Origin of the sequence: Rhodopseudomonas sp., assembly GCF_013377015.1 — a bacterium.
Lineage (GTDB): Bacteria > Pseudomonadota > Alphaproteobacteria > Rhizobiales > Xanthobacteraceae > JARJEH01.
Genome location: NZ_JACABA010000002.1, coordinates 336431 through 359037, shown reverse-complemented (window position 1 = coordinate 359037; position 22607 = coordinate 336431). Strand labels below are relative to the sequence as shown.

The window sequence follows — 22607 nt, the reverse complement described above, 5'->3', positions numbered from 1 at the left end:
GCTCCGCATCACATTCACACCATCATCATCACGGGGTTCTCGATCAGCAGCTTGAGCGCGCCGATCAGCTCGGCGCCGAGCGCGCCGTCGACCGCGCGATGATCGCAGCTCAGCGTCACGCTCATGATCGTGGCCGCTTCGATCTTGCCGTCGCGCACGATGGCGCGCTGCTCGCCGGTGCCGACCGCGAGGATCGTGGCGTGCGGCGGATTGATCACCGCGGTAAAGTCCTTGATGCCGTACATGCCGAGGTTGGACACCGCGGTGGTGCCACCCTGATATTCTTCCGGCTTCAGTTTGCGCGCCCGGGCGCGGGCGGCAAAATCCTTCATCTGGCTGGAAATCACCGATAGCGGCAGCGTCTCGGCGCTGCGAATGATCGGGGTAATCAGCCCACCTGGCATCGCTACTGCTACGCCGATATCGGAATGCTTGTGATTCAGCATGCCGCCGTCGGTCCAGCTGACATTGGCGTTTGGAATCCGCTGCAGCGCCACCGCCATCGCCTTGATGACGAAGTCGTTGACCGAGAGCTTGTAGGCCGGCTTGCCGTCCTTGTCCTTCGGTGCGGCGGCATTGATCTGCTCGCGCGCGGCGAGCAGGCTGTCGATGTTGCAGTCCATCGTCAGATAGAAATGCGGGATGGTCTGCACCGATTGCGTCAGCCGTTGCGCGATGGTGCGGCGCATGCCGTCGTGCGGTATCACCTCGTAGCTGCCGTCCGGATACAGCGCGCGGATCTGTTGGTCCGACATCGATGGCGCGAGCGCAGGCGCGGCGGACGGAGCCGCGGCTGGTGCCTTCAAGCCGCCGCCGGCTTTCGCTTGCTCGACGTCGCGCGCGATGACCCGGCCATGCGGCCCGGAGCCATTGATGCGCGACAACTCGATGCCGGCGTCTTTTGCGAGGCGCCGGGCTAGCGGCGACGCAAAGGCGCGCGCACCGTTGGCTTGCGGCGTAACTGCTTGTGCTGAAGCAGGCGCAGCAGCGACCGCTGGCTTGGCTGCGGGTATGGCAGGCGCTGGTGCCGCGGCAGGCCTCGGCGCGGGCACTTCGGCAGCCGGGGCCGGCTTGGCTGCGGAGGCCCCTCCCCCCGCGGCCTTCGCATCCTCGCCCTCGCCGGCCAGCACCGCGATGATGTCATTCACCGGCACGTCCTGGGTGCCTTCCGGCACCACGATCTTCGCGATGGTGCCGTCGTCGACCGCCTCGACCTCCATGGTCGCCTTGTCGGTCTCGATCTCGGCGATCACATCGCCGCTCTTGACCTTGTCGCCCTCCTTCTTCAGCCATCTCGAAAGGTTGCCCTTCTCCATGGTGGGCGACAGCGCGGGCATCAGAATGTTGATCGGCATGTGTCGGCCCTGCCCTGTCAGCGATAGCAAACGGCTTTGGCGGCCTCGACCACCTCGGCCACGCTGGGCAACGCCAGCTTCTCGAGATTGGCGGCGTAAGGCATCGGCACGTCCTTGCCCGAGACACGGCCGACCGGCGCGTCGAGATAGTCGAAGGCGTGCTCCATGATTCGTGCGGCGATTTCCGCGCCGACGCCGTTCTGCTGCCAGCCTTCCTCGACCGTGACCGCGCGCCCGGTCTTCTTCACCGAGGCGATGATGGTCTCGGTGTCGAGCGGCCGCAGCGTGCGCAGGTCGATCACTTCGGCCTCGATTCCGTCTTTCGCCAGTTCCTCGGCGGCCTTCAGCGCGTAGGTCATGCCGTTCGACCACGAGATCAGCGTGACATGGTTACCGGCGCGCGCCACCTTCGCCTTGCCGATCGGGATCACATAGTCGTCGAGCTTCGGCACCTCGCCGGAATGGCCGTACAGCATCTCGTTTTCGAGAAACACCACCGGATTTGGATCGCGGATAGCGGCCTTCAACAGGCCCTTGTAGTCGGCGGCGGTAGATGGCGATCTCACCTTCAGTCCGGGGATCTGCGAGTACCAGGCCGAGTAGTCCTGGCTATGCTGCGCACCGACGCGGGCCGCCGCGCCGTTCGGGCCGCGAAACACGATCGAACAGCCCATCTGGCCGCCCGACATGTACAGCGTCTTGGCGGCGGAGTTGATGATCTGGTCGATCGCCTGCATGGCGAAATTGAAAGTCATGAATTCGACGATCGGCTTCAGCCCGGCCATCGCCGCGCCGACGCCGACGCCGGCAAAGCCGTGCTCGGTGATCGGGGTGTCGATCACCCGCGTGTCGCCGAATTCCTGCAACAGCCCCTGCGTCACCTTGTAGGCGCCCTGATATTCCGCCACCTCCTCGCCCATGATGAAGACGTCGGGATCGCGGCGCATTTCTTCCGCCATCGCGTCGCGCAGCGCCTCGCGGATCGTCATCGTCACCATCTCGGTGCCGGCTGGGATCTCCGGATCTGCGGCCGCCTGAACGCCCGCGCCCTTCGCGACGGGCGCTGTCGCGCCCTCCTCAGGGTGAGGGCTGCGCGACTCTGCCGTTGCCGCACGTGCTGCTCCCTCATCCTGAGGAGCCGGCGTCTCGAAGGATGCGGCGGGCTTTGCGGTCGGCGCCTTGCCCAGATCGGAGGCGCTTTCGCCCTCGCTCAGGATCGTCGCGATCGGGGTATTGACCGCGACGTCATTGGTGCCTTCGGGGATCAGGATCTTGCCGAGCGTACCCTCGTCGGTGGCCTCGACTTCCATCGTCGCCTTGTCGGTCTCGATTTCCGCGATCACGTCGCCGGACTTGATCGCCTCGCCTTCCTTCTTCAGCCATTTCGACAGGTTGCCCTTCTCCATGGTCGGCGACAGCGCGGGCATCAGGACTTGAATCGGCATATTGGCTCCGGAGTCATTCGGTCACAGCAGTCGGCGGCACGTCGCGCGCGGCTCTAGCGATACACATCGGTCCATAATTCGGCGGCGTCGGGCTCCGGATCGTGCTGCGCGAACTCCGCGGCCGCATTGACGATGTCGCGCACTTCGGCATCGACCGCCTTGAGATCCTGCTCGCTCAGCTTCAGCGCCAGCAGACGGTTGCGCACTTGCTCGATCGGGTCGGAGTCGTGGCGGACCTTGTCGACCTCCTCGCGGGTGCGATACTTCGCCGGGTCCGACATCGAATGGCCGCGATAGCGATAGGTCTGCATCTCGAGGATGAACGGCCCGTTGCCGCCGCGACACCAGGCGACCGCCTTGTCGCCGGCGGCCTTCACCGCGCGTACGTCCATGCCGTCGACCTGCACGCCGGGAATATTGAAGGAGATACCGCGCTTGGAGAAATCGGTCTGCGCCGAGGCGCGCGTTACCGAGGTGCCCATCGCATAGCGGTTGTTCTCGATGATGTAGATCACCGGCAGCTTCCACAGCTCCGCCATGTTGAAGCTCTCATAGACCTGGCCCTGATTGGAGGCGCCGTCGCCGAAATAGGCCAGGCTGACATTGTCGTTGCCGCGATAGCGGTTGGCGAAGGCGAGACCGGTACCGAGCGAGACCTGAGCGCCGACGATGCCGTGGCCGCCGTAGAAATTCTTCTCCTTGCTGAACATGTGCATGGAGCCGCCCTTGCCCTTGGAATAGCCGCCATGGCGTCCGGTCAGTTCGGCCATCACCCCCTTGGCGTCCATCCCGCAGGCCAGCATATGGCCGTGATCACGATAGCCGGTGATGACCTGATCGCCGTCCTTCAGTGCCATCTGCATGCCGACGACGATCGCTTCCTGGCCGATATAGAGATGGCAGAACCCGCCGATCGCGCCCATGCCGTAGAGCTGGCCGGCCTTTTCCTCGAACCTTCGAATCAGCAGCATGTCGCGGAACGCGCGCAGGTCCTGGTCCTTGGTGAAGTCAGGTACCGGCAGATCCGCGCCGTTGCCTTTGTCCTGTCCTGTCTCTTTCGCGACGCTCTTCTTAGGTGCAGCCATGGCGATTCCGATGAGAGGATAGATCAGCCTGTCTACCGCAACTCAAATCACCATGAAAGGATTGCGTGGCGTTACACCGCGCTCGCTATGCCGCAGTGCAACGCGGCGCGAAACTTTCGCGATGGTTTTTGCGCGATTTTGGAATTTGCGGAATCAGCGCGGCGGCAGGACGCGAACCAGATCGGCTGGGTTCACGTAATCGAGCTGATAGCGTACCCGTTCGTCGAGCATGTCGGGGTCGACGCGTTCCGACCGCAGCAACGACACCTGCTGCTCGCCCTTGGCGCGCTCCTGCTTCAGTCGCTCCAGCTCCGAGGTCAGGGAGATGATTTCCTGATCGAGTTCCTGCCGCGCGTTCAGACCGTACTTGCCGGTATAGGCGTTGACGCCGAAATAGCCGACCATAGCCGCCGCCATCGCATACAGGGCGATGCCGGTGAGGAACGATTTGAGGCGGCTGCGCGAAACCATAGCGCAAACATGCGACAGCGCGGTTAAGAGAGCCCTAACCGCGCTGCGATCGGTCCGGGGGCTGCTATTTCTTCTGCTGGGCGATCCAGGCGGCGAAGGCGTCGATATATTGCTGCAATACCGGCCGCAGCGACTCCTTGGTCAGCTCCCCGGCCTCGTCGAACGCGTCGCCGATCGCGTTGAGATAGATTTCCGGCTGCTGCATAATCGGCCCGCTGATGCCGGGCAGGATCTGCTGCAGGTGCTTGGCGGCACTGACGCCGCCGAGCGGTCCCGGCGAATTGCTGACGATGCCGGTCGGCTTGCCCAGCAACGAACTCTTGCCGTAGGGCCGTGAAGCGACGTCGATGGCGTTCTTCAGCACGCCCGGGATCGAGCGGTTGTATTCGGGGGTCACGTACAGCACCGCATCGGAGGCCTGCAACAGCGCGCGAAAAGCCAGCCAGTCGGCGGGCGGGCTGGCCTCGAGGTCCTGATTGAAGAACGAGATGTCGTGGAGCGTCACCACGTTCAGTTTCAGTGATGCTGGCGCGAGCTTGGCAAAGGCGTGGGCGATCCTGAGCGAGAACGCCTGTTTGCGAAGGCTGCCGACGATGACGGCGACGTTGTACGGAGTGGTCATGGTGGTGGGTCCTGACGAGATGATGCCGAAAGGCGGAAGAGCCGCGACGCTAGCCCACCGCCAAAAAGATGCAAGTGCATGTATTGCCGTTGCGTCGCAATGACGAAGTCTTGATCGATTCAGCGGCGGTGGGGTGTGGATCGCCTCGATCCGACGCGGTCCCCGCCTCCAGCTTCCGCCCTTTGTCGAATTCGACAATGCGCGGTCCGTGATTATCTGAGATGCAGCCCGCAAGGCGGGCGGACCGATCGCGACCGGGGCGTTGGCATGGTGAGCATCGAATTCCTGATCACGTCGCTGATCGTGATCGCCTCACCCGGCACCGGCGTCCTCTATACGCTGGCGGCGGGACTCTCGCGCGGCTCGCGCGCCAGCGTGGTGGCCGCGTTCGGCTGCACCATCGGCATCGTGCCGCACATGGCGGCGGCGATCATGGGGCTGGCGGCGCTGCTGCACACCAGCGCGCTGGCGTTCCAGACCTTCAAATATCTCGGCGTCGCCTATCTGCTGTACATGGCCTGGACCACGCTGCAGGAGCGCGGCGCCCTGCAGGTGGAAAAGGAGACCGGCGCGCAGTCGGCGGCGCAGGTCACGATCACCGGCATCCTGATCAACATCCTCAATCCGAAACTGTCGATCTTCTTTCTGGCGTTCCTGCCGCAATTCGTGCCTGCCGACGCCGTGCACCCGTTGCCGCAGATGCTGACGCTGAGCGCCATCTTCATGCTGATGACGTTTGTCGTGTTCGTCGGCTACGGGCTGTTCTCCGCATCGGTACGCGACCATGTCATCTCGCGGCCCCGCGTGCTGACCTGGATGCGTCGCTCCTTCGCCGCGGCATTCGTCGCGCTCGGCGCCAGGCTGGCATTCGCCGAGCGCTGACGCTCAGCGCTTGCTCGGGTCGATCAGGAACTTCTCGCCGGTGGCGCGCTTGTTGTAGGTCGCGATATTGTCCAGTTGCAGCGCCTCCTGCAGCGACACCACGCGGGTGTAGTGACTGGCGAAGGTGGTCTTGATTTCGGCGGCGACGCGGGCGCGCAGTTTGCCGGCATCCTCCATGCCGATCTTCTGCAAGAAGTTGAACAACAGCCAGCCGCCGATGCCCCAGGTCATGCCGAAATTGCGGACGAGCTCGGTCGGCCGCAGATCGAGCCCGCCATAGATGTAGACTTGCTTGTAAACGCTGGAGCCGTAGCGGCTGTAAACCTTGGCGCTCTTGTTGGCGGCGACCTCCATGCAGGTCAGGATCTGTCCGGCCAGCTTGCCGCCGCCGATCGCGTCGAACGCGATGGTCGCACCGGTCTGCTCCAGCGCCGCGGTCAGATCGTCCATGAAACTCGGCGCGGTGGAATCGCAGATGTACTTGGCGCCGATCTCGCGCAGGAGTTTCGCCTGCGCCTCGGAGCGGACGATGTTGACCAGATCGATGCCGTCCTTGAGGCAGATCTTGTTCAGCATCTGGCCGAGGTTCGATGCCGCGGCGGTATGCACCAGCGCCTTGTGACCCTCGCGCCGCATCGTTTCGACCATGCCGAGCGCGGTCAGCGGATTGACGAAGCACGACGCGCCCTCGGCCGGCGTGGTGCCGACCGGCAGCGGCAGGCAATCGCTCGCTTTCATCAGCCGGTATTGCGCGTACATCGCGCCGCCGATCATCGCCACCGTTTTGCCGAGCAGCGCCTGCGCAGCGACCGATGACCCGGCCTTGATCACGGTGCCAGCGCCTTCGTTGCCGACCGGCATCGGCTGATCGAGCCGGCCGGCCATCGCCTTCATCGCTGCCGGCGGCACCGTCGCGGTGATCACGGGCGCGTCGGCCGTGCCGGATGCCTTGGCGGTGGTCATATCGGCGGCGCCGAACAGCAGGCCGAGATCGGACGGATTGATCGGCGTCGCCTCGACCCGCACCAGCACCTCGTCGGCGCCGGGCTCGGGAATTGGCAACGGCGCCAGCGACACTTCGAGTTCGCCGCTCGCCTTGATCAGCGAGCGCAGTTGAAGTCCAGTGTTGCTGTCGGTGCCCACGCGCAATCTCCCTGCTTTGTTTTGTGGCCGCACCATGGTGCAACCACGCGCAGGGTTCAAGCCGGCCGGCTCGATGGGGCGTGCGTCAGCGGAATGCCTTCAAGGCCGCCCGGCCAGCGAACTTGGCCTGGCCGCCCAGTTCCTGCTCGATCCGCAGCAACTGGTTGTATTTCGCGGTGCGGTCGGAGCGGGCCAGCGAGCCGGTCTTGATCTGTCCGCAATTGGTGGCGACCGCGAGGTCGGCGATGGTGGAATCCTCAGTCTCGCCGGAGCGATGCGACATCACCGCGGTGTAGCCTGCCTTGTAGGCCATCTCGATCGCACTCAGCGTTTCGGTCAGAGTGCCGATCTGATTGACCTTGATCAGGATCGAATTGGCGCGGCCGTTCTTGATGCCGTCGGCCAGCCGGTTGACATTGGTGACGAACAGATCGTCGCCGACCAGCTGGCACTTGTCGCCGATCAGATCGGTGACGCGCTTCCAGCCGTCGAAATCGTCTTCCGCCATGCCGTCTTCAATGGAGATGATCGGATAGCGCGCAACGAGTTCGCCAAGATATTTCGCCTGGTCCTCGACCGAGCGGGTTTTGTTTTCGCCTTCATACACATAGGCGCCGTTCTTGAAGAACTCGGTGGAAGCCGGGTCGAGCGCCAGGGCGATGTCCTCTCCGGGCCGGTAGCCGGCCTTTTCGATCGCCTTCATGACATAGCCCAGCGCCTCGTCGGCGGATTTCAGGTTCGGCGCGAAGCCGCCCTCGTCGCCCACATTGGTGTTGTGGCCTTCGTCGTGCAGCGATTTCTTCAGAGTCTGGAACACCTCGACGCCCATTCGCAGCGCTTCTGAGAACGTCGGCGCGCCGATCGGCATGATCATGAATTCCTGAAAGTCGATCGGATTGTCGGCATGCACACCGCCATTGATGATGTTCATCATCGGCACCGGCAGGGTCCGGGCCGAGGTGCCGCCGACATAGCGGTACAACGGCATGTCGAAGGATTCCGCCGCGGCCTTGGCCACCGCCAGCGACACGCCGAGGATGGCGTTGGCGCCGAGCCGGCTCTTGTTTGGGGTGCCGTCGAGTTCGATCATCACCTGGTCGATCTGGACCTGCTGCTCGGCATCCATGCCGCCCAGCGCGTCGAACAGTTCGCCATTGACCGCCTCCACCGCCTTCAGCACGCCCTTGCCGAAATAGCGTCCCTTGTCGCCGTCGCGCAGTTCCACCGCCTCATGGGCGCCGGTCGAAGCGCCCGACGGCACCGCGGCGCGGCCCATCGAGCCGTCCTTGAGCACCACGTCGACCTCCACGGTCGGGTTGCCGCGGCTGTCGAGGATTTCGCGGCCGATGATGTCGACGATGGCGGTCATGGGAGCCTCTTCGGAATTGGGGGGAGACGATTGGCGCTGCTTCTACAGCAACGCATCCAGCGGGAAAAGGCCGCCCGGCGCCGGACCACGTGACGCAGCCACGACTATTGGCTAAGACGGCCACAACGGAGACGTCGATGCCGAAACCGCCCAGCAAAACGCCGAAATCAGCCAGCCTGCAACTTGGCCGCGCGGTCGCGTGGCCGCAGACGCCGGATGCCGCCACGCTCGATCGCGTCCCCAATCCGCAGAAGGATACGAATTATCTGGTGCGCTTCACCGCGCCGGAATTCACCTCGTTGTGCCCGATCACCGGCCAGCCCGACTTCGCCCATCTGATGATCGACTATGTGCCGGGCGCCTGGCTGCTGGAGTCGAAGTCGCTGAAACTCTATATCGCCAGCTTCCGCAACCACGGCGCGTTCCACGAGGACTGTACGGTGTCGATCGGCAAGCGGATCGCCCAAGAGATCAAGCCGAAATGGCTGCGGATCGGCGGTTACTGGTATCCGCGCGGCGGGATTCCGATCGACGTGTTCTGGCAGACCGGCCGGCTGCCGAAGGGCATATGGATTCCCGAACAAGGCGTGGCACCCTATCGCGGGCGGGGTTAGAGTCAGTCCGCCGGGGCGGTCTGCCGCAGGAACCGCGCGCAGATCGGACCCAGCGCCAGGATGATCGCGGCGGCGACCAGCAGCGTCGGCAGCTTGCCGAGATTTGAGATTCCCATACCATAGGCGATCGGACCCACGGTCTGCCCCATGAAGAAGAAGAACGAATGCAGCGACATCGCGGTGGCGCGCGCGTCCTGCGACAATTCGCTGGAAAACACCTGCAGCGAACCATGCAGCAGGTAGAAGCCCCACCCCATCAGCAGGAAGCTCACGCCCTGGACCTGCCATGACGGACCGAATGCGATCACGACCAGTTGCGCCGCCATCAGACAGCCGCCTGAAATCATCATCCAGTTGACGCCGATCCGCGGCAGCAGCGTCGAGATTGTCGCGGTGTAGAACAGCCCGCCGAACGCAAAACACGCCAGCACCAATCCGGCGATCGACAGGCTGGTGACGCCGAGCTCGAACAGGAACGAAGCGACGTAGGGAAACAGCCCGAGCACGCAGCAGCCTTCGATGAACACCGCGGAGAACACGATCAGCGTGTTCGGATTGGCGAAGATGGTGCGATAGCCGTCGCGGAGCACGCCGAGATCGACCTTGCCAGCCGGCTTGGCAAGCGCCGCACCCTTGAAGCCGATCGCCACCGCGACCGACGCCACGATTGCCAGCAACCCCATTACTGCCAGCACGCCGCGCCAGCCGAGGAAATCGCCAATGATCCCGGACGCCGTGGCGCCGAGCAGATTGCCGGTCATCGCCCCGGCCAACACCCGGCTGATCGCGATCTGCCGCTTGTCCGGCCCGACCAGATCGCTGGTCAGGCTGAGCGTGACCGGGAACACCCCGCCCGCCCCGATGCCGCCGAGCACGCGGGTGGCCAGCAGCAGCGTATAGGACGAGGTCATCGCGCCGAGAATGTTCGACAGCCCGAGCAGCATCAGACAGACCACCATCAGCCGCGCCTTGCCAAATAGGTCGGCGGCGGCGCCCAGCACCGGCTGGATGATCGCGAAGGTGAACGCCAGGGCCGCCGACAGCCCGGCGGCGGTGGCGATGCTGACCTGAAGATCTTCTGCGAGATGCGGCAGCACCGGATCGAGCGCCCGGGTCGACAGCGCCGCCGCGAACGAGGCCAGCGCGATGATGTAGAGAACCGGCGGCAGCTTTGAATTTGCGCCGGCGATCCCGTCTTCCGGCATCAAACCGCCCCGAGGCCGGCCGCGTTCTTGGCGAGTTTGTCGAACGCCATCAGGGTCCGCAGCAGGCCCTCGAAGTCGCGCAGCGGCACCATGTTGGGGCCGTCAGACGGCGCATGATCCGGATCGGGATGGGTCTCGATGAACACGCCTGAGACGCCGACCGCGACCGCGGCACGCGCCAGCACCGGGACGAATTCGCGCTCGCCGCCCGACGAGGTACCCTTGCCGCCGGGCTGCTGCACCGAATGGGTGGCGTCGAAGATCACCGGCGCGCCGGTGGTGCGCGCCAGGATCGGCAACGCGCGCATGTCCGAGACCAATGTGTTGTAGCCGAACGACACCCCGCGCTCGGTCACCAGCACATTCCGATTGCCGGTTCCGATGATCTTGGCGACGACATTGGCCATGTCCCATGGCGCCAGGAACTGGCCCTTTTTGACGTTGACGATCTTGCCGGTGGCGGCGGCAGCCACCAAAAGGTCGGTCTGCCGGCACAGGAATGCTGGAATCTGCAGGATGTCGACTGCCTGCGCGGCGCGAGCGCATTGTTCGCTCTCATGCACGTCGGTCAGCACCGGCAGGCCGAAGGTCTCGCGGATTTCGGCGAAGATCGGCAGCGCCTGGTCGAGGCCGATGCCGCGCGCCGCCGCGGCGCTGGTGCGGTTGGCCTTGTCGAACGAGGTCTTGTAGACGAGGCCGATACCGAGGCGATCGGCGATCTCCTTCAGCATCGAGGCCACTTCGAGCGCGTGGGCCCGACTTTCGAGCTGGCACGGGCCAGCGATCACCGCCAGCGGCAGCGCGTTTCCGAATTTGACGTGTCCGGCGGCCACGATCGGCGTCGCCGCGGTGCTGTCGTTCAACTGATCGTTCCTTTGCCCTCTGAAGCACGCCAGACCATGCCGGGCCGGCCGGGCCGGATCAAGACTTGGCGACTATGCATTGCCGGACCGTTCGAATATCGGCGTTGCGCCCCACGCATTTTGGGCTGAGACCACGATCGCTTTCAGCCTGGGTAGCATGCGGTCGTTTTGATGTCCGCTGTCGGATCACTTCAGCGCGGAGAATGCCGTCGGCTGCAGCAACTGGTTGACGATATTGTCGACGATCTGGCCGTCTTCCTCGGTTTTGGCGCGGGCCGCCAACCACTCCGGATCGGTCGCGAATGCATTCCATTTCTGCTCGCGCTCGGCCAGCGATTCCCAGGCCAGGATATAGGTCAATTCCTGGTTGGAGGCCCCGACCAACGTGGTGAAAAAACCGACCGGCCTGATCCCGCGCTTCTCCCACAGCTTGAGCGTGATGGTCTCGAACCGCTTCAACAGCGCCGGCAAACGGCCCGGCACGCAGCGATAAACGCGGGTCTCGTAGATCATGACTAGCTCCCTGATTTTCTTGTTCTTGTTGATGCCAGGATTGTCGCAACAAATTGCGGCTTCGTCAAAAACGTGCCGGGCGCGGCAACACTACACCAGACGGCTCCGCACCACCGCGGCCTGAATGAACGACGCGAACAGCGGGTGCGGCTCGAACGGCCGCGACTTCAACTCCGGATGAAACTGGACCCCGATGAACCAGGGATGGTCCTCATATTCGACGATCTCCGGCAGCACACCGTCAGGTGACATTCCGGAGAACAGCAAGCCGTGCTGCTCAAGCCGGTCCTTGTAGGCGGTGTTGACCTCGTAGCGGTGGCGGTGACGTTCGGAAATCTCCAGCGCGCCGCCATAGACCTCGGAGACCCGGCTGCCGCGCTTCAGTGCTGCAGGATAGGCGCCGAGCCGCATGGTGCCGCCGAGATCGCCGGCGTTGGAGCGCTTCTGCAACTCGTTGCCGCGCAGCCATTCGGTCATCAGTCCGACCAGCGGTTCGGGAGTTGGACCGAACTCGGTCGAGTTGGCGTTGGCGATCCCGGCGAGATTGCGGGCCGCCTCGATCACCGCCATCTGCATTCCGAAGCAGATGCCGAAATACGGCACGTCGCGTTCGCGTGCGAACTGCGCCGCCTTGATCTTGCCCTCGGCGCCGCGCTGACCGAAGCCGCCGGGCACCAGAATGCCGTTGACGTGTTCAAGAAACGGCGCCGGGTCCTCGTTCTCGAACACCTCGCTCTCGATCCAGTCGAGATTGACCTTCACCTTGTTGGCAATGCCGCCGTGCGACAGTGCTTCGCTGAGCGACTTGTAGGCGTCCTTCATGCCGGTGTATTTGCCGACGATCGCGATCGTCACGGTCCCTTCGGGATTGCGAATCCGCTCGTTGATGACGTGCCAGCTCTGCAGATTCGGCGGCGCCGCCGGCACGATGCCGAACGCCGCCAGCACCTCGTCGTCGAGTCCGGCGGCGTGATAGGCCTCCGGCACTGCATAGATATTGTCGGCGTCCCGCGCCTCGATCACGGCGCTTTCGCGGACGTTACAGAACAGCCCGAGCTTGCGGCGTTCTTCCTTCGGGATCGGTCGGTCGGTCCGGCACAACAGGATGTCGGGCTGGATGCCGATCGAACGCAGCTCCTTGACCGAATGCTGGGTCGGCTTGGTCTTCAACTCGCCGGCGCTGGGAATGTAGGGCAACAGCGTCAGATGCAGGTAGATCGCATCGCCGCGCGGCAGGTCGTTCTTGATCTGGCGGATCGCCTCGAAGAACGGCAGGCCCTCGATGTCGCCGACGGTGCCGCCGATCTCGCACAGCACGAAATCGTAGGCATCGTTGCTGTCGAGAATGAATTCCTTGATTGCGTTGGTGACGTGCGGAATCACCTGGATGGTGGCGCCGAGATAGTCGCCGCGGCGTTCCTTGGTCAGGATGTCCTGATAGATTCGCCCCGTGGTGATATTGTCCTGCCTGGTGGCGGGACGTCCGGTGAACCGCTCGTAATGGCCGAGATCGAGGTCAGTCTCGGCACCGTCGTCGGTCACGAACACTTCGCCGTGCTGATACGGCGACATCGTGCCGGGATCGAGGTTGAGATAGGGATCGAGTTTGCGCAACCGGACCTTGTAGCCACGCGCCTGCAGCAGCGCTCCGAGCGCCGCCGATGCCAAACCCTTGCCAAGCGAGGAGACCACGCCGCCGGTGATGAAAATGTACCGCGCCATGGGACTTAACCTTTAAGGCCCCGGGACCGATTCGCAAAACGAATCGGAGCCGACGGCCCGATTGTAAGATGCCTGTGGGTGACCTTGAAACGATATTAGTTTCAAACGATTGCAACCGAGACCTAATGCGCTGCAGCAGGTCCGGTGGGGCATAACCGCAATGCTTTATTGCGAACGCGGCGCTTCCGGGACAGCGGGTGGCTGTTGGTTCTGCTGCTGATCTGCCTTTTTCAGCGAATCCAGCAACCCGCCTCCTTCAGATAGTGGCGGCGCGGGCACCGCCGGCTGCGATTGGCTCGCAGGGCTGGTCGGAATGATCGAGCTCGGCTTGCGGTCGTAGCTGGCCAGCCATGACAACAGCAGACTGGTGACGAAGAAGCCCACTGCCAGAATTGAAGTGGTGCGCGTTAACAGGTTCGCCGTGCCGCGGCTCGACATGAAACCTCCACCGCCGCCGCTACCGACGCCCAAGCCGCCGCCCTCGGATTTCTGGAGCAGCACCGCGCCGATCAGCGTCGCGACGAACATCAGGTGGATCACGATAATGACAGTCTGCATTGTACCCTTCCGTCGCAAGCCCAAGGCCACCGAGTTCACCGCCGGCGGGCGGCGGCTCGACAGGCTTGCGGGATGTTGAAGTCCGGCGGTGTCTACACGATCGAACGGGGGATTGTCACCCCTGCTGGTTCCCGACTGTGAATGCCAATCCGTCGCTGCTGCCGGGTTAGCTAAGGGCAGCCGGCGGCGATCGCAAGGAAGTCCGCGGCCTTCAAGCTGGCGCCGCCGACCAGCGCGCCGTTGACATGGGGGACAGCCATCAATTCGCGGGCGTTCGACGGCTTCACCGACCCGCCATACAGGATCCGGATTGCAGCGCCCTCGCCGCTAAAGCGTTGCTCCAGCCCTGCCCGGATAAAGCCATGAACTTCCTCGACATCCGCCGCAGTCGGGGTGCGGCCGGTACCAATCGCCCAGACCGGCTCATAGGCCACCACGACATTGCCGGCGGTGGCCGCATCGGGCAGCGATCCGGCAAGCTGGCCCGCGACGACATCGAGCGTATGGCCTGCGTCGCGCTCGCCCTGGGTCTCTCCGACGCAGACAATTGCCACCAGTCCGGCGCGCCACGCCGCCTGCGCCTTCAGCCTGACATTGGCGTCGGTTTCGCCGTGGTCGGCTCGGCGCTCGGAGTGCCCGACAATAATCGCATTGGCGCCGGCATCGGCCAGCATTTCGGCGGAAAGATCGCCGGTATGGGCACCGGACATGTTGGGGTGACAATCCTGCGCGCCGATTGCAAAGGGAACCGCCCCCGTTTGCGCGGCGCTGGCCAGCTTCTGTGCAAATGTCAGGATCAGCGTCGCAGGCGGGCAGACCAACAGGTCGACGGTGTTCGGCAGCAGCATCGCGCCCTGCATCATCGTCTCGAATTCGGACATCGAGGCGCGCAGGCCATTCATCTTCCAGTTACCGGCAATCAGCGGACGAATGGCAGCGACTGGCATGGGGACACTCTCGCGGGAAATTGAGTTCGATCCGCTAGCAGAGCCGCTGCCGTTGCTCAAGGGCGGGCGTTTGCGTCAGCTTGCCCGACGGGATGCCGGGCGCGTTCGCGCGCGACCTCATCCTCGGTGAGGCTGGGTGCGTCCCGATCGAAACCTGCCCAGCCCGAGGACGTCAGATGGTCGCACCGGTGCGCAACATTGACCGAGGACGGGTCCAGTTCAGCTTCGAGGCGACTCCGCTCGGCCTCTTCGACCCGCGCAGTTACCAAGCTACCGCCCCGTCGAATGCTTTCGGCGTAGACCTCTGCCTCATTGGTGGCGACACCGGTTTCCGCCAACATCCCGATCACGCTGCCGGCGGCACCCGCCGCGACCGCGCCAGTCAACGCCGCCGCCAGCCAGCCCACTGCGACGACCTCCCCGATACCGGGAACTGCCAGCAGGCCGAGCCCGACCAGCAGCCCTCCGAAACCGCCAAAACCGGCGCCGACCGCTGCGCCCTTCTCCGCCGCGCCCTTCAGATCCGGCGCGAACCACTTGTCAGAATTGTTTGCGACCAGGCTGATTTCGTCGTGTTCGACGCCGGCCTGTCGCAGCCGATGGATGGCCCGCTGGGCTTCGATCACATCGTCGAACAGCCGGGAGATCGTCACCTTCATCGCCGTCCTCCCTCGCCGGCATTGATTTTGTGCGCGGGATCACCTCGCAGGTCGTGCTTGGCAGCCCGTCTTCGCCTTGACCCATTGACGTTGCAGGACAAACGACCGGTCGGCGGTGGATGTTTGGGCAACGCCGAAGCGCGGTCAACCGCTCCATTGGACGATGCCGCCGCAGGTTGCGACCGGGCGGCTGCCACTTTATGATGGATTCTCAAGCCGGCGACGCCAATTTGCGCAATCCGCTTCGGGCGCGGCCGGTTCCCTCCTGAAAAAAAGTGACTCCATGCTTCGAGGAATGCGCAAAGCCTCATCCAACTGGGTTGGCAAGACCATCATGAGCGTCGTGATGGGGGTGCTGATTATCAGCTTCGGTGTCTGGGGGATCGCGGATATTTTCCGCGGCTTCGGGCAATCGACGCTGGCCAAGATCGGCCGCACCGAGATTTCGATCGAGCAATTTCGTCAAATCTACACCGATAAGCTGCAGCAGATCGGGCGCCAGTTTGGCCGGCCGCTGACCCAGGATCAGGCCCGCGCCTTCGGTCTCGACCGTCAGGTGCTGCAGCAGGTCGTCGCCGAGGCGGCGCTGGACGAGAACGCCCGCAGATTAGGGCTCGGCCAGTCCGACGCTGAAACCATGCGGACGATCCTGAGCGACCCCAACTTCAAGGGAGCTAACGGCGCGTTCGATCCGGCCCGTTTCCAGCAGACCATCAGGCAGTTCGGCTATTCCGAGCAGCGCTATATCGCCGAGCAGCATCGCGTGGCGCTGCGGCGGCAGATCGCCGGTACCCTTACCGCCGGGCTGGAGCCGCCGAAGACCCAGCTCGAGGTGATGAGCCGGTTCCAGAACGAGCAGCGCAGCATCGACTATGTGAAGCTTGGACCGGCCCAGGTCGGGGCCATCGAGCCGCCGTCCTCGGAAGCGCTGGCTGGTTATTTCGACGATCACAAGGCCCAGTTCCGGGCTCCCGAGTACCGCAAAATCGCTTTCGTCGCGGTGACGCCGGAAGCGATCGCGAAATGGAGCGATGTCTCGGATGAGGACGCCAAGAAAGCGTTCGAGGAACGCCGCGACAAGCTCGCGACGCCCGAACGCCGCGAGATTTCACAGATCGTGTTCGCCAATGGAGAAGAGGCGCAATCGGCCCGCACCCGGCTTGACGGCGGCCTGTCGTTCGACGATCTGGCCAAGGAGCGAAGTCTGAAGCCGTCCGATGTCGAGCTCGGGACCATCACCAAGGCCGAGATGCTCGATCCGGCGGTTGCCGACGCCGCATTTTCGCTCGCCGCCAACGGGATCAGCCAGCCGGTCAAGGGCCGGTTCGGCGTGGTCGTGGTGAAGGTCGGCAAGATCGAGCCGGGCAGTCAGCCGAGCTACGAAAGCGTCGCGGCAAAACTCAAGCGCGAGATCGCGGTCGAACGCGCCCGCGCCGCGGTGCAGGATCTGCACAACAAGATGGAAGATGCCCGCGGCGGCGGCGCTGGTGTGATCGAGTCGTCGCAGAAATTGGGGCTCGCGCCGGTCACCGTCGAAGCGGTCGACCGCTCGGGGCGCGGGCCGGATGGCCAACCGGTCACCGGCATTCCACAAGGTCTCGACCTCGCCTCGGCGGCATTCGCCAGCGATGTCGGCGTCGACAACGAGGCGCTTTCGCTGGGCGGCGGCTTTGTCTGGTTCGACGTGCTCGGCATCACGCCGTCGCGCGAGCGCAGTCTCGACGAGGTCAAGGACCAGGTCGAGGCGCGCTGGCGTGAAGCCCAGGTGACCAGCCGGTTGCGCACTAAGGCGGCCGAGATGGTGCAGAAGCTCGGCCAGGACGGCAAGCTCGCCGACGAGGCGAATGCGGCCGGCGTCAAGGTTGAGACCGCGACGGGTCTGAAGCGCGAGGGCACCGTGCCGGGCATCCCGGCCAGCGTGATCGAGGCCGCGTTCCGCACCCTCAAGGACGGCATCGGCCAGACCCAGGGCACCGGCAGCGCCGAGTGGTTCGTGTTCCGGGTCACCGACGTCGCCCTCCCGCCGGTCGACATGGCGTCGGAAGATGTGACGAAGCTGAAAGAAACGCTGATCCGCAGGATTGGCGATGAGCAGGTCGGGCAATATGTCTCCAGACTTGAGACGGAGATCGGCACCTCGATCAACGAAACCGCGGTGGCACAGGTGACGGGGGCGGCGTCCAACTGACGACCGCGAGTATCGCGGTCCGGTTGCCGAAAGTGTGAGATGAAAGACTTCAAAGCGATCATCGGAAAAGTCGCCACCGGGGCGACGCTGTCGCGCGACGAGGCTGCGGCGGCGTTCGATGCCATGATGTCGGGTGAAGCTACCCCGTCACAGATGGGCGCGCTGTTGATGGGGCTGCGGGTGCGCGGCGAGACCGTCGACGAAATCACCGGCGCGGTTTCGGCGATGCGCGCCAAGATGTTGCGGGTCACCGCACCCGCCGACGCCGTTGACGTGGTCGGCACCGGCGGCGACGGCTCCGGCTCGGTCAATGTCTCGACCTGTGCGTCGTTCATCGTCGCCGGCTGCGGCGTACCGGTCGCCAAGCACGGTAACCGCGCGCTGTCGTCGAAATCCGGCGCCGCGGACGTTCTCAACGCGCTCGGCGTCAAGATCGACATCACCCCGGACCAGGTCGGGCGCTGTGTGTCGGAGGCCGGGATCGGCTTCATGTTCGCGCCGACGCATCATCCGGCGATGAAGAATGTCGGACCGACCAGGGTCGAGCTTGCCACCCGCACCATCTTCAATCTGCTGGGACCGCTGTCCAACCCGGCCGGGGTCAAGCGCCAGATGATCGGCGTGTTCTCGCGGCAATGGGTGCTGCCGCTGGTGCAAGTGCTGAAGAACCTGGGTTCCGAAGCGATCTGGGTAGTGCACGGGTCTGACGGGCTCGACGAGATCACCCTCGCCGGCCCGACCTTCGTGGCGGCGCTTGAAAGCGGTAATATCCGCACCTTCGAAGTGGTTCCGGAGGACGCCGGACTACCGCGCGCCGGCCCCGACGCGCTGAAGGGCGGCGATGCCGAAGCCAATGCGGCGGCGTTGCGCGGCGTACTCGAAGGCCAGCCCGGGGCCTATCGCGACGTCGCGCTGCTGAACGCCGCGGCGGCCTTGATCGTCGCCGGCAAGGCCAAGGATCTGAAGCAAGGCGTCGCACTCGGCACCACGTCGATCGACAGCGGCGCGGCGGAGGGACGGCTGCAGCGCCTGATCGCGGTCTCCAACGCACCCGTCTGAGGAATTCCGGTTGTCCGACATCCTGACCAAGATCGAGGCCTACAAGCGCGACGAGATCGCCGCCGCCAAACGCGCGCGCCCGATCGCCGAGCTGGAAGCCGCGGCGAACGCGGCCTCGCCACCGCGCGGCTTCGTCTCCGCGATCCGTCGGAAGCTGGCCGCCGGCGACTATGCGCTGATCGCCGAGATCAAGAAGGCCTCGCCGTCAAAGGGACTGATCCGCGCCGATTTCGATCCGCCGGTGCTGGCCCGGGCCTATGAGCAAGGCGGCGCGGCCTGCCTTTCCGTGCTGACCGACACCCCGTCGTTCCAGGGCCATCTCGACTTCATGGTTTCCGCGCGCGCGGCCGTCGGCCTTCCGGTGCTGCGCAAGGATTTCGTCTACGATACCTATCAGGTGGTGGAAGCCCGCGCTTACGGCGCCGACTGCATCCTGATCATCATGGCGGCGCTCGATGACGCCGCCGCCCGCGATATCGAGGACGCGGCGATTGCGCTCGGCATGGACGTACTGCTGGAAATTCATGACCGCGATGAGTTGGAGCGCGCGCTGAAACTTCGCTCGCCGATGATTGGGGTCAACAACCGCAATCTGCGCACCTTCGAGGTGACGCTCGCCACCAGCGAGACGCTGGCACCGCTGATCCCGAAGGACCGGCTGATGGTCGGCGAAAGCGGCGTGTTCACGCCGGACGATCTGGCGCGGCTCGCCAAGGTCGGGATTTCCACCTTCCTGGTCGGCGAAAGCCTGATGCGGCAGCACGACGTGGCGGCGGCGACGCGGGTGCTGCTGGCGCGCAGCGACGGCGTCCGCGCCACGGGAACGAGATAGGCCATGGCGCGCAAATCCTCACCGAAGACGCAATCCGCCCTCACCCATATCGGCAATTCGGGCGAAGCGCGGATGGTCGATGTTTCGGCAAAGCCCGCAACCGAACGGATCGCGGTGGCCGAAGGCCGCGTGGTGATGAGCAAGGCGACGCTCGCGCTGATCGTCAAGGGTGACGCCAAGAAGGGCGACGTACTCGGAACCGCGCGCGTTGCCGGCATCATGGCGGCCAAGCGCACAGCGGAGTTGATTCCGCTGTGCCATCCGCTGGCGCTGTCGAAGGTCACCCTCGACATCGCGACCGACGCCAAGCTGCCGGGCTGCATCGTCCGCGCCACCGTCAAGGTCTCGGGCGCGACGGGTGTCGAGATGGAAGCCCTGACCGCGGTGTCGGTAGCGTGTCTGACGATCTACGACATGATCAAGGCGGTGGAGCGCGGCGTGCGGATCGAAGGCATTCATCTAGTCGAGAAGAAGGGCGGCAAGTCGGGCCACTATATCGCCGACATGGCATCGCCGGAGGACAGGACGTGAAGGGGACCGGATTCTTTGCCGACTCGACGCCGTTGAGCGTCGCCGAGATCATCGCGATCACTGGCGCCGAGGCGCAAGACGGCGCCGACCTCAGTCGGATTCTGACCGACGTCGCGCCAGTGGATCTGGCCGCTCCCGATGACCTCACCTTTGTTGCGGACTCCAAATTCGCCTCCCAGCTGCCATCGAGCAAGGCCGGCGCGGTGCTGACCACCGCACGGTTTGCCGGCCATGCACCTGCCGGAGTCGTGGTGCTGCAAGTACGCAAACCCTATGAGGCGTTCGTCGCGGTGGCGCGAAAACTCTACCCGTCGTCGCTGCGCCCGACCTCGGTGTTCGGCACCGCCGGCATTGCACCGGGCGCGATCGTGCATCCTTCCGCCAAGCTCGGCGCCGGCGTCACCGTCGATCCCGGCGCGGTTATCGGACCGCGGGCCGAGATCGGCGCCGGCACGCTGATCGGCGCCAACGCGGTGATCGGGCCGCATGTCCGAATCGGCAACGACTGCGCGATCGGGCCTTGCTGCACTGTCATCCATTCGGACATCGGCGATCGCGTCATCATCCATACAGGCAGTCAGATCGGCCAGGACGGGTTCGGCTACGTCTCCGGTGCGAGCGGACACGTCAAGGTACCGCAGGTCGGCATGGTGGTGATTCACAGCGACGTCGAGATCGGGTCCGGCACCCGGGTCGACCGCGGCGGCATCCGCGATACCGTGATCGGCGAAGGCACCAAGATCGATAATCTCTGCCAGATTGGCCACAACTGCGTAATCGGTCGGCACTGCATTATCGTCTCGCAATCCGGCCTCAGTGGCAGCGTCACGCTGGAGGATTTCGTCGTGCTCGGCGGCCGCGTTGCCGCCATTCCCCACGTCACCATCGGCAAGGGGGCGAAGCTAGCAGCGCGGGCATCGGTGATGAACGACGTCCCGCCCGGCGCGGTCTGGGGTGGCTTTCCGGCCCATTCGAAGCGGCAGTGGATCAAGGAGATCATCGCGGTGCAGCGTCTGGCCGAAGGCAAGCCTGTGACCGGGCCAGCCGACGCGGCAACCGACGCTGCTTCGCCGGCCGCGGCCGCAGACTGATCCGCGACCGCGTCGCAGCCTACATGCGCAGCTGTTCAGCCTGACTGTGCCGGTCGATCACGAACCGGCTGATATTGGCACAATCATCGCATCGGTAGATGTGCCGCTCGAACTCCTGGATACGCCCGAGCGGGCGTGGCTCGACCCGCGCCAGCTGCATTCGCGTGCCGCAATTGGGACAGCACGTTGGATCGAACGGGGTTTGGACGTTTTGCCAGACCATGGAGCCTCCCGGAAATCTGATGGAACATCGACGGCGCGGTGAATTCGTCCGCGCCGCAACGGCTCCGGCTGCGAAGCCGGATCGCGGCGCCGCCGCGGGGCGGCGGATCCCGACCGCCGAGGCGTCGCAGCGCGTCGAGGATCGCGGCCAGCGGCACCGCACGCCCGGCGCCAGGTATCAGCCGCAGCCATGGTTGCGACTCCACGGCGTTGGCATCGGACGCCCATGAGGCGAGGATGTTGCGCTTCTCGGCCGTGGTCAACGTGTTATCGCGCAGCACCTGGTCCGGATCGTCGAACGCCGAAACGGCATGGTTGAAAACGTCTTGATCAATCGGTCGTTGCGTCGTCGTGATGTTCATAACGGTCTCCCGAGCTACTCCTTTCCAAAGGGACGCCGGCAAATTGGGATTCCGGTTTTCGGCTTTCAAGAGCAGCCGCGAAAATTTTTGCGGCAAGCGCCGTTCCATGCTGCGGCGCATCTTGACGACCGGCAGGTCGTTCCCAAATCAGCCGGCGCGCCCGCATGGCGCGGGCACGCTTCGCAAATCCAACGATTGGAGTAGGAGGCTTCCATGAACATGCGCGACATCATCCCCTGGAGCCGGAGCGCGCAACCGCTGGCCCGTTATACCGACAGCGACCCGTTCCTTTCGCTGCACCGGGAAATGAACCGTCTATTCGACGACGTGTTTCGCGGCTTCGACGTCCCGGCCTCGGTCGGTCGACTGGCGCCGCTCGGCACCGGCTGGCCGAAGCTGGAGATCACCGACAACGACAAGGAGCTGCAGGTCTCCGCCGAGGTCCCTGGCCTCGAGGACAAGGACATCGAGGTGCTGCTCGATGACGGATATCTGACGCTGCGCGGCGAGAAGAGTTCGGAGACCAGCGACAAGGACCGGCAGTTCAGCGAACGGTTCTACGGCCGGTTCGAACGCCGGATTCCGCTGGACTACCAGGTCGCCGAGGACAAGGTCAGCGCGACATTCAAGAACGGCGTGCTCACCGTCACCTTGCCGAAGGTCGAGCAGACAGCCAGCAAATCGAAGCGGATCGCGGTCGAAAGCAAGAGTTAACCGTTAGCAAATATCTCTTCTCGCTGGCGCGGGCCGGTGGCCCGCGCCACAATGCGTCCGGCCGGATCGAGTGGCGACCTCTGCTGCGACGCGACGAAGTTTCCAACGAGTTTACGACCGTCGCAAAGCCGATATTAATCTCTCAGCGGGAACAT

At 64.5% G+C, this 22607-nt stretch carries 23 protein-coding genes; 8 read left to right on the top strand and 15 right to left on the bottom strand.

The genetic code is table 11. The features are described from left to right. Positions 1-14: 14 nt before the first annotated feature. The 5 genes from HXX15_RS09975 to HXX15_RS09955 all read right to left on the bottom strand — a co-directional run bounded on the left by HXX15_RS09975 (position 15) and on the right by HXX15_RS09955 (position 4978). Positions 15-1355, bottom strand: a complete 1341-nt coding sequence (locus HXX15_RS09975) for a pyruvate dehydrogenase complex dihydrolipoamide acetyltransferase (protein ID WP_296515579.1) — start codon at positions 1353-1355, stop codon at positions 15-17. Positions 1356-1372: 17 nt separating this feature from the next. Further along, complete coding sequence (locus HXX15_RS09970) at positions 1373-2800, bottom strand: pyruvate dehydrogenase complex E1 component subunit beta (RefSeq protein ID WP_296515577.1); 1428 nt, start codon at positions 2798-2800, stop codon at positions 1373-1375. 53 nt (positions 2801-2853) lie between these two features. After that, positions 2854-3885 carry a pyruvate dehydrogenase (acetyl-transferring) E1 component subunit alpha gene (pdhA, locus tag HXX15_RS09965; RefSeq protein WP_296515574.1) on the bottom strand — a complete coding sequence of 344 codons (1032 nt, stop codon included), beginning with the start codon at positions 3883-3885 and terminating at the stop codon, positions 2854-2856. Positions 3886-4038: 153 nt separating this feature from the next. Continuing rightward, positions 4039-4356 carry a septum formation initiator family protein gene (locus tag HXX15_RS09960; protein ID WP_296515572.1) on the bottom strand — a complete coding sequence of 106 codons (318 nt, stop codon included), beginning with the start codon at positions 4354-4356 and terminating at the stop codon, positions 4039-4041. Positions 4357-4420: 64 nt separating this feature from the next. After that, positions 4421-4978 (bottom strand): NADPH-dependent FMN reductase, encoded by a 558-nt coding sequence (locus HXX15_RS09955; RefSeq protein WP_296515570.1) that lies wholly within the window; start codon positions 4976-4978, stop codon positions 4421-4423. Between the two features lie 267 nt (positions 4979-5245). On the opposite strand from HXX15_RS09955, the gene HXX15_RS09950 reads away from it, so the two are divergent. Further along, entirely contained in the window at positions 5246-5860 is a 615-nt protein-coding gene (locus HXX15_RS09950) for a LysE family translocator (RefSeq protein ID WP_296515568.1), read from the top strand. Between the two features lie 3 nt (positions 5861-5863). Here the strand turns inward: HXX15_RS09950 and HXX15_RS09945 are convergent, their stop codons facing one another. Then, positions 5864-7003, bottom strand: a complete 1140-nt coding sequence (locus HXX15_RS09945; RefSeq protein WP_296515566.1) for a zinc-binding dehydrogenase — start codon at positions 7001-7003, stop codon at positions 5864-5866. An 85-nt stretch (positions 7004-7088) separates the two neighbouring features. After that, entirely contained in the window at positions 7089-8372 is a 1284-nt protein-coding gene (gene eno, locus HXX15_RS09940) for a phosphopyruvate hydratase (RefSeq protein WP_296515564.1), read from the bottom strand. Positions 8373-8509: 137 nt separating this feature from the next. Between eno and queF the strand changes: the two genes are divergently transcribed. Next, positions 8510-8986, top strand: a complete 477-nt coding sequence (gene queF / locus HXX15_RS09935) for a preQ(1) synthase (protein WP_296515562.1) — start codon at positions 8510-8512, stop codon at positions 8984-8986. A gap of 2 nt (positions 8987-8988) precedes the next feature. Here the strand turns inward: queF and HXX15_RS09930 are convergent, their stop codons facing one another. The 7 genes from HXX15_RS09930 to HXX15_RS09900 form a co-directional block, all read right to left on the bottom strand. Continuing rightward, on the bottom strand, positions 8989-10191 hold the full coding sequence (locus tag HXX15_RS09930) for an MFS transporter (protein ID WP_296515560.1): 1203 nt from the start codon (positions 10189-10191) through the stop codon (positions 8989-8991). Next, positions 10191-11054 carry a 3-deoxy-8-phosphooctulonate synthase gene (kdsA, locus tag HXX15_RS09925; protein WP_296515558.1) on the bottom strand — a complete coding sequence of 288 codons (864 nt, stop codon included), beginning with the start codon at positions 11052-11054 and terminating at the stop codon, positions 10191-10193. Before kdsA ends, HXX15_RS09930 begins: the two co-directional genes overlap by 1 nt. A 186-nt stretch (positions 11055-11240) precedes the next feature. Then, the gene (locus tag HXX15_RS09920) at positions 11241-11567 is read right to left on the bottom strand and encodes an NIPSNAP family protein (RefSeq protein WP_296515556.1); all 327 of its coding nucleotides are present in this window, start codon (positions 11565-11567) and stop codon (positions 11241-11243) included. A gap of 90 nt (positions 11568-11657) precedes the next feature. Beyond that, entirely contained in the window at positions 11658-13289 is a 1632-nt protein-coding gene (locus tag HXX15_RS09915; RefSeq protein ID WP_296515554.1) for a CTP synthase, read from the bottom strand. 165 nt (positions 13290-13454) lie between these two features. Further along, entirely contained in the window at positions 13455-13847 is a 393-nt protein-coding gene (gene secG, locus HXX15_RS09910; protein ID WP_296515552.1) for a preprotein translocase subunit SecG, read from the bottom strand. A gap of 170 nt (positions 13848-14017) precedes the next feature. After that, on the bottom strand, positions 14018-14794 hold the full coding sequence (tpiA, locus tag HXX15_RS09905; RefSeq protein WP_296515549.1) for a triose-phosphate isomerase: 777 nt from the start codon (positions 14792-14794) through the stop codon (positions 14018-14020). 56 nt (positions 14795-14850) lie between these two features. Beyond that, positions 14851-15453, bottom strand: coding sequence for a hypothetical protein (locus tag HXX15_RS09900; RefSeq protein ID WP_296515547.1), 603 nt, complete (start codon positions 15451-15453; stop codon positions 14851-14853). Between the two features lie 283 nt (positions 15454-15736). On the opposite strand from HXX15_RS09900, the gene HXX15_RS09895 reads away from it, so the two are divergent. Genes HXX15_RS09895 through lpxD form a run of 5 tightly spaced genes read left to right on the top strand, consistent with a single transcriptional unit; the run spans position 15737 to position 21154 of the window. After that, positions 15737-17641, top strand: coding sequence for a peptidylprolyl isomerase (locus HXX15_RS09895; protein ID WP_296515545.1), 1905 nt, complete (start codon positions 15737-15739; stop codon positions 17639-17641). A 39-nt stretch (positions 17642-17680) separates the two neighbouring features. Continuing rightward, entirely contained in the window at positions 17681-18700 is a 1020-nt protein-coding gene (gene trpD, locus HXX15_RS09890) for an anthranilate phosphoribosyltransferase (RefSeq protein WP_296515543.1), read from the top strand. Positions 18701-18710: 10 nt separating this feature from the next. Beyond that, the gene (gene trpC, locus HXX15_RS09885; RefSeq protein ID WP_296515541.1) at positions 18711-19532 is read left to right on the top strand and encodes an indole-3-glycerol phosphate synthase TrpC; all 822 of its coding nucleotides are present in this window, start codon (positions 18711-18713) and stop codon (positions 19530-19532) included. A gap of 3 nt (positions 19533-19535) precedes the next feature. Next, entirely contained in the window at positions 19536-20063 is a 528-nt protein-coding gene (moaC, locus tag HXX15_RS09880) for a cyclic pyranopterin monophosphate synthase MoaC (protein WP_296515540.1), read from the top strand. After that, a complete protein-coding gene (gene lpxD, locus HXX15_RS09875; RefSeq protein WP_296515536.1) occupies positions 20060-21154 on the top strand; it encodes a UDP-3-O-(3-hydroxymyristoyl)glucosamine N-acyltransferase in 1095 nt (364 codons plus the stop codon). The genes moaC and lpxD overlap by 4 nt, the downstream gene beginning before the upstream one ends. Positions 21155-21237: 83 nt before the next feature. Here the strand turns inward: lpxD and HXX15_RS09870 are convergent, their stop codons facing one another. Then, on the bottom strand, positions 21238-21738 hold the full coding sequence (locus HXX15_RS09870) for a hypothetical protein (protein WP_296515534.1): 501 nt from the start codon (positions 21736-21738) through the stop codon (positions 21238-21240). 213 nt (positions 21739-21951) lie between these two features. Between HXX15_RS09870 and HXX15_RS09865 the strand changes: the two genes are divergently transcribed. Continuing rightward, on the top strand, positions 21952-22452 hold the full coding sequence (locus HXX15_RS09865) for an Hsp20/alpha crystallin family protein (RefSeq protein ID WP_296515532.1): 501 nt from the start codon (positions 21952-21954) through the stop codon (positions 22450-22452). Positions 22453-22607: the final 155 nt, after the last annotated feature.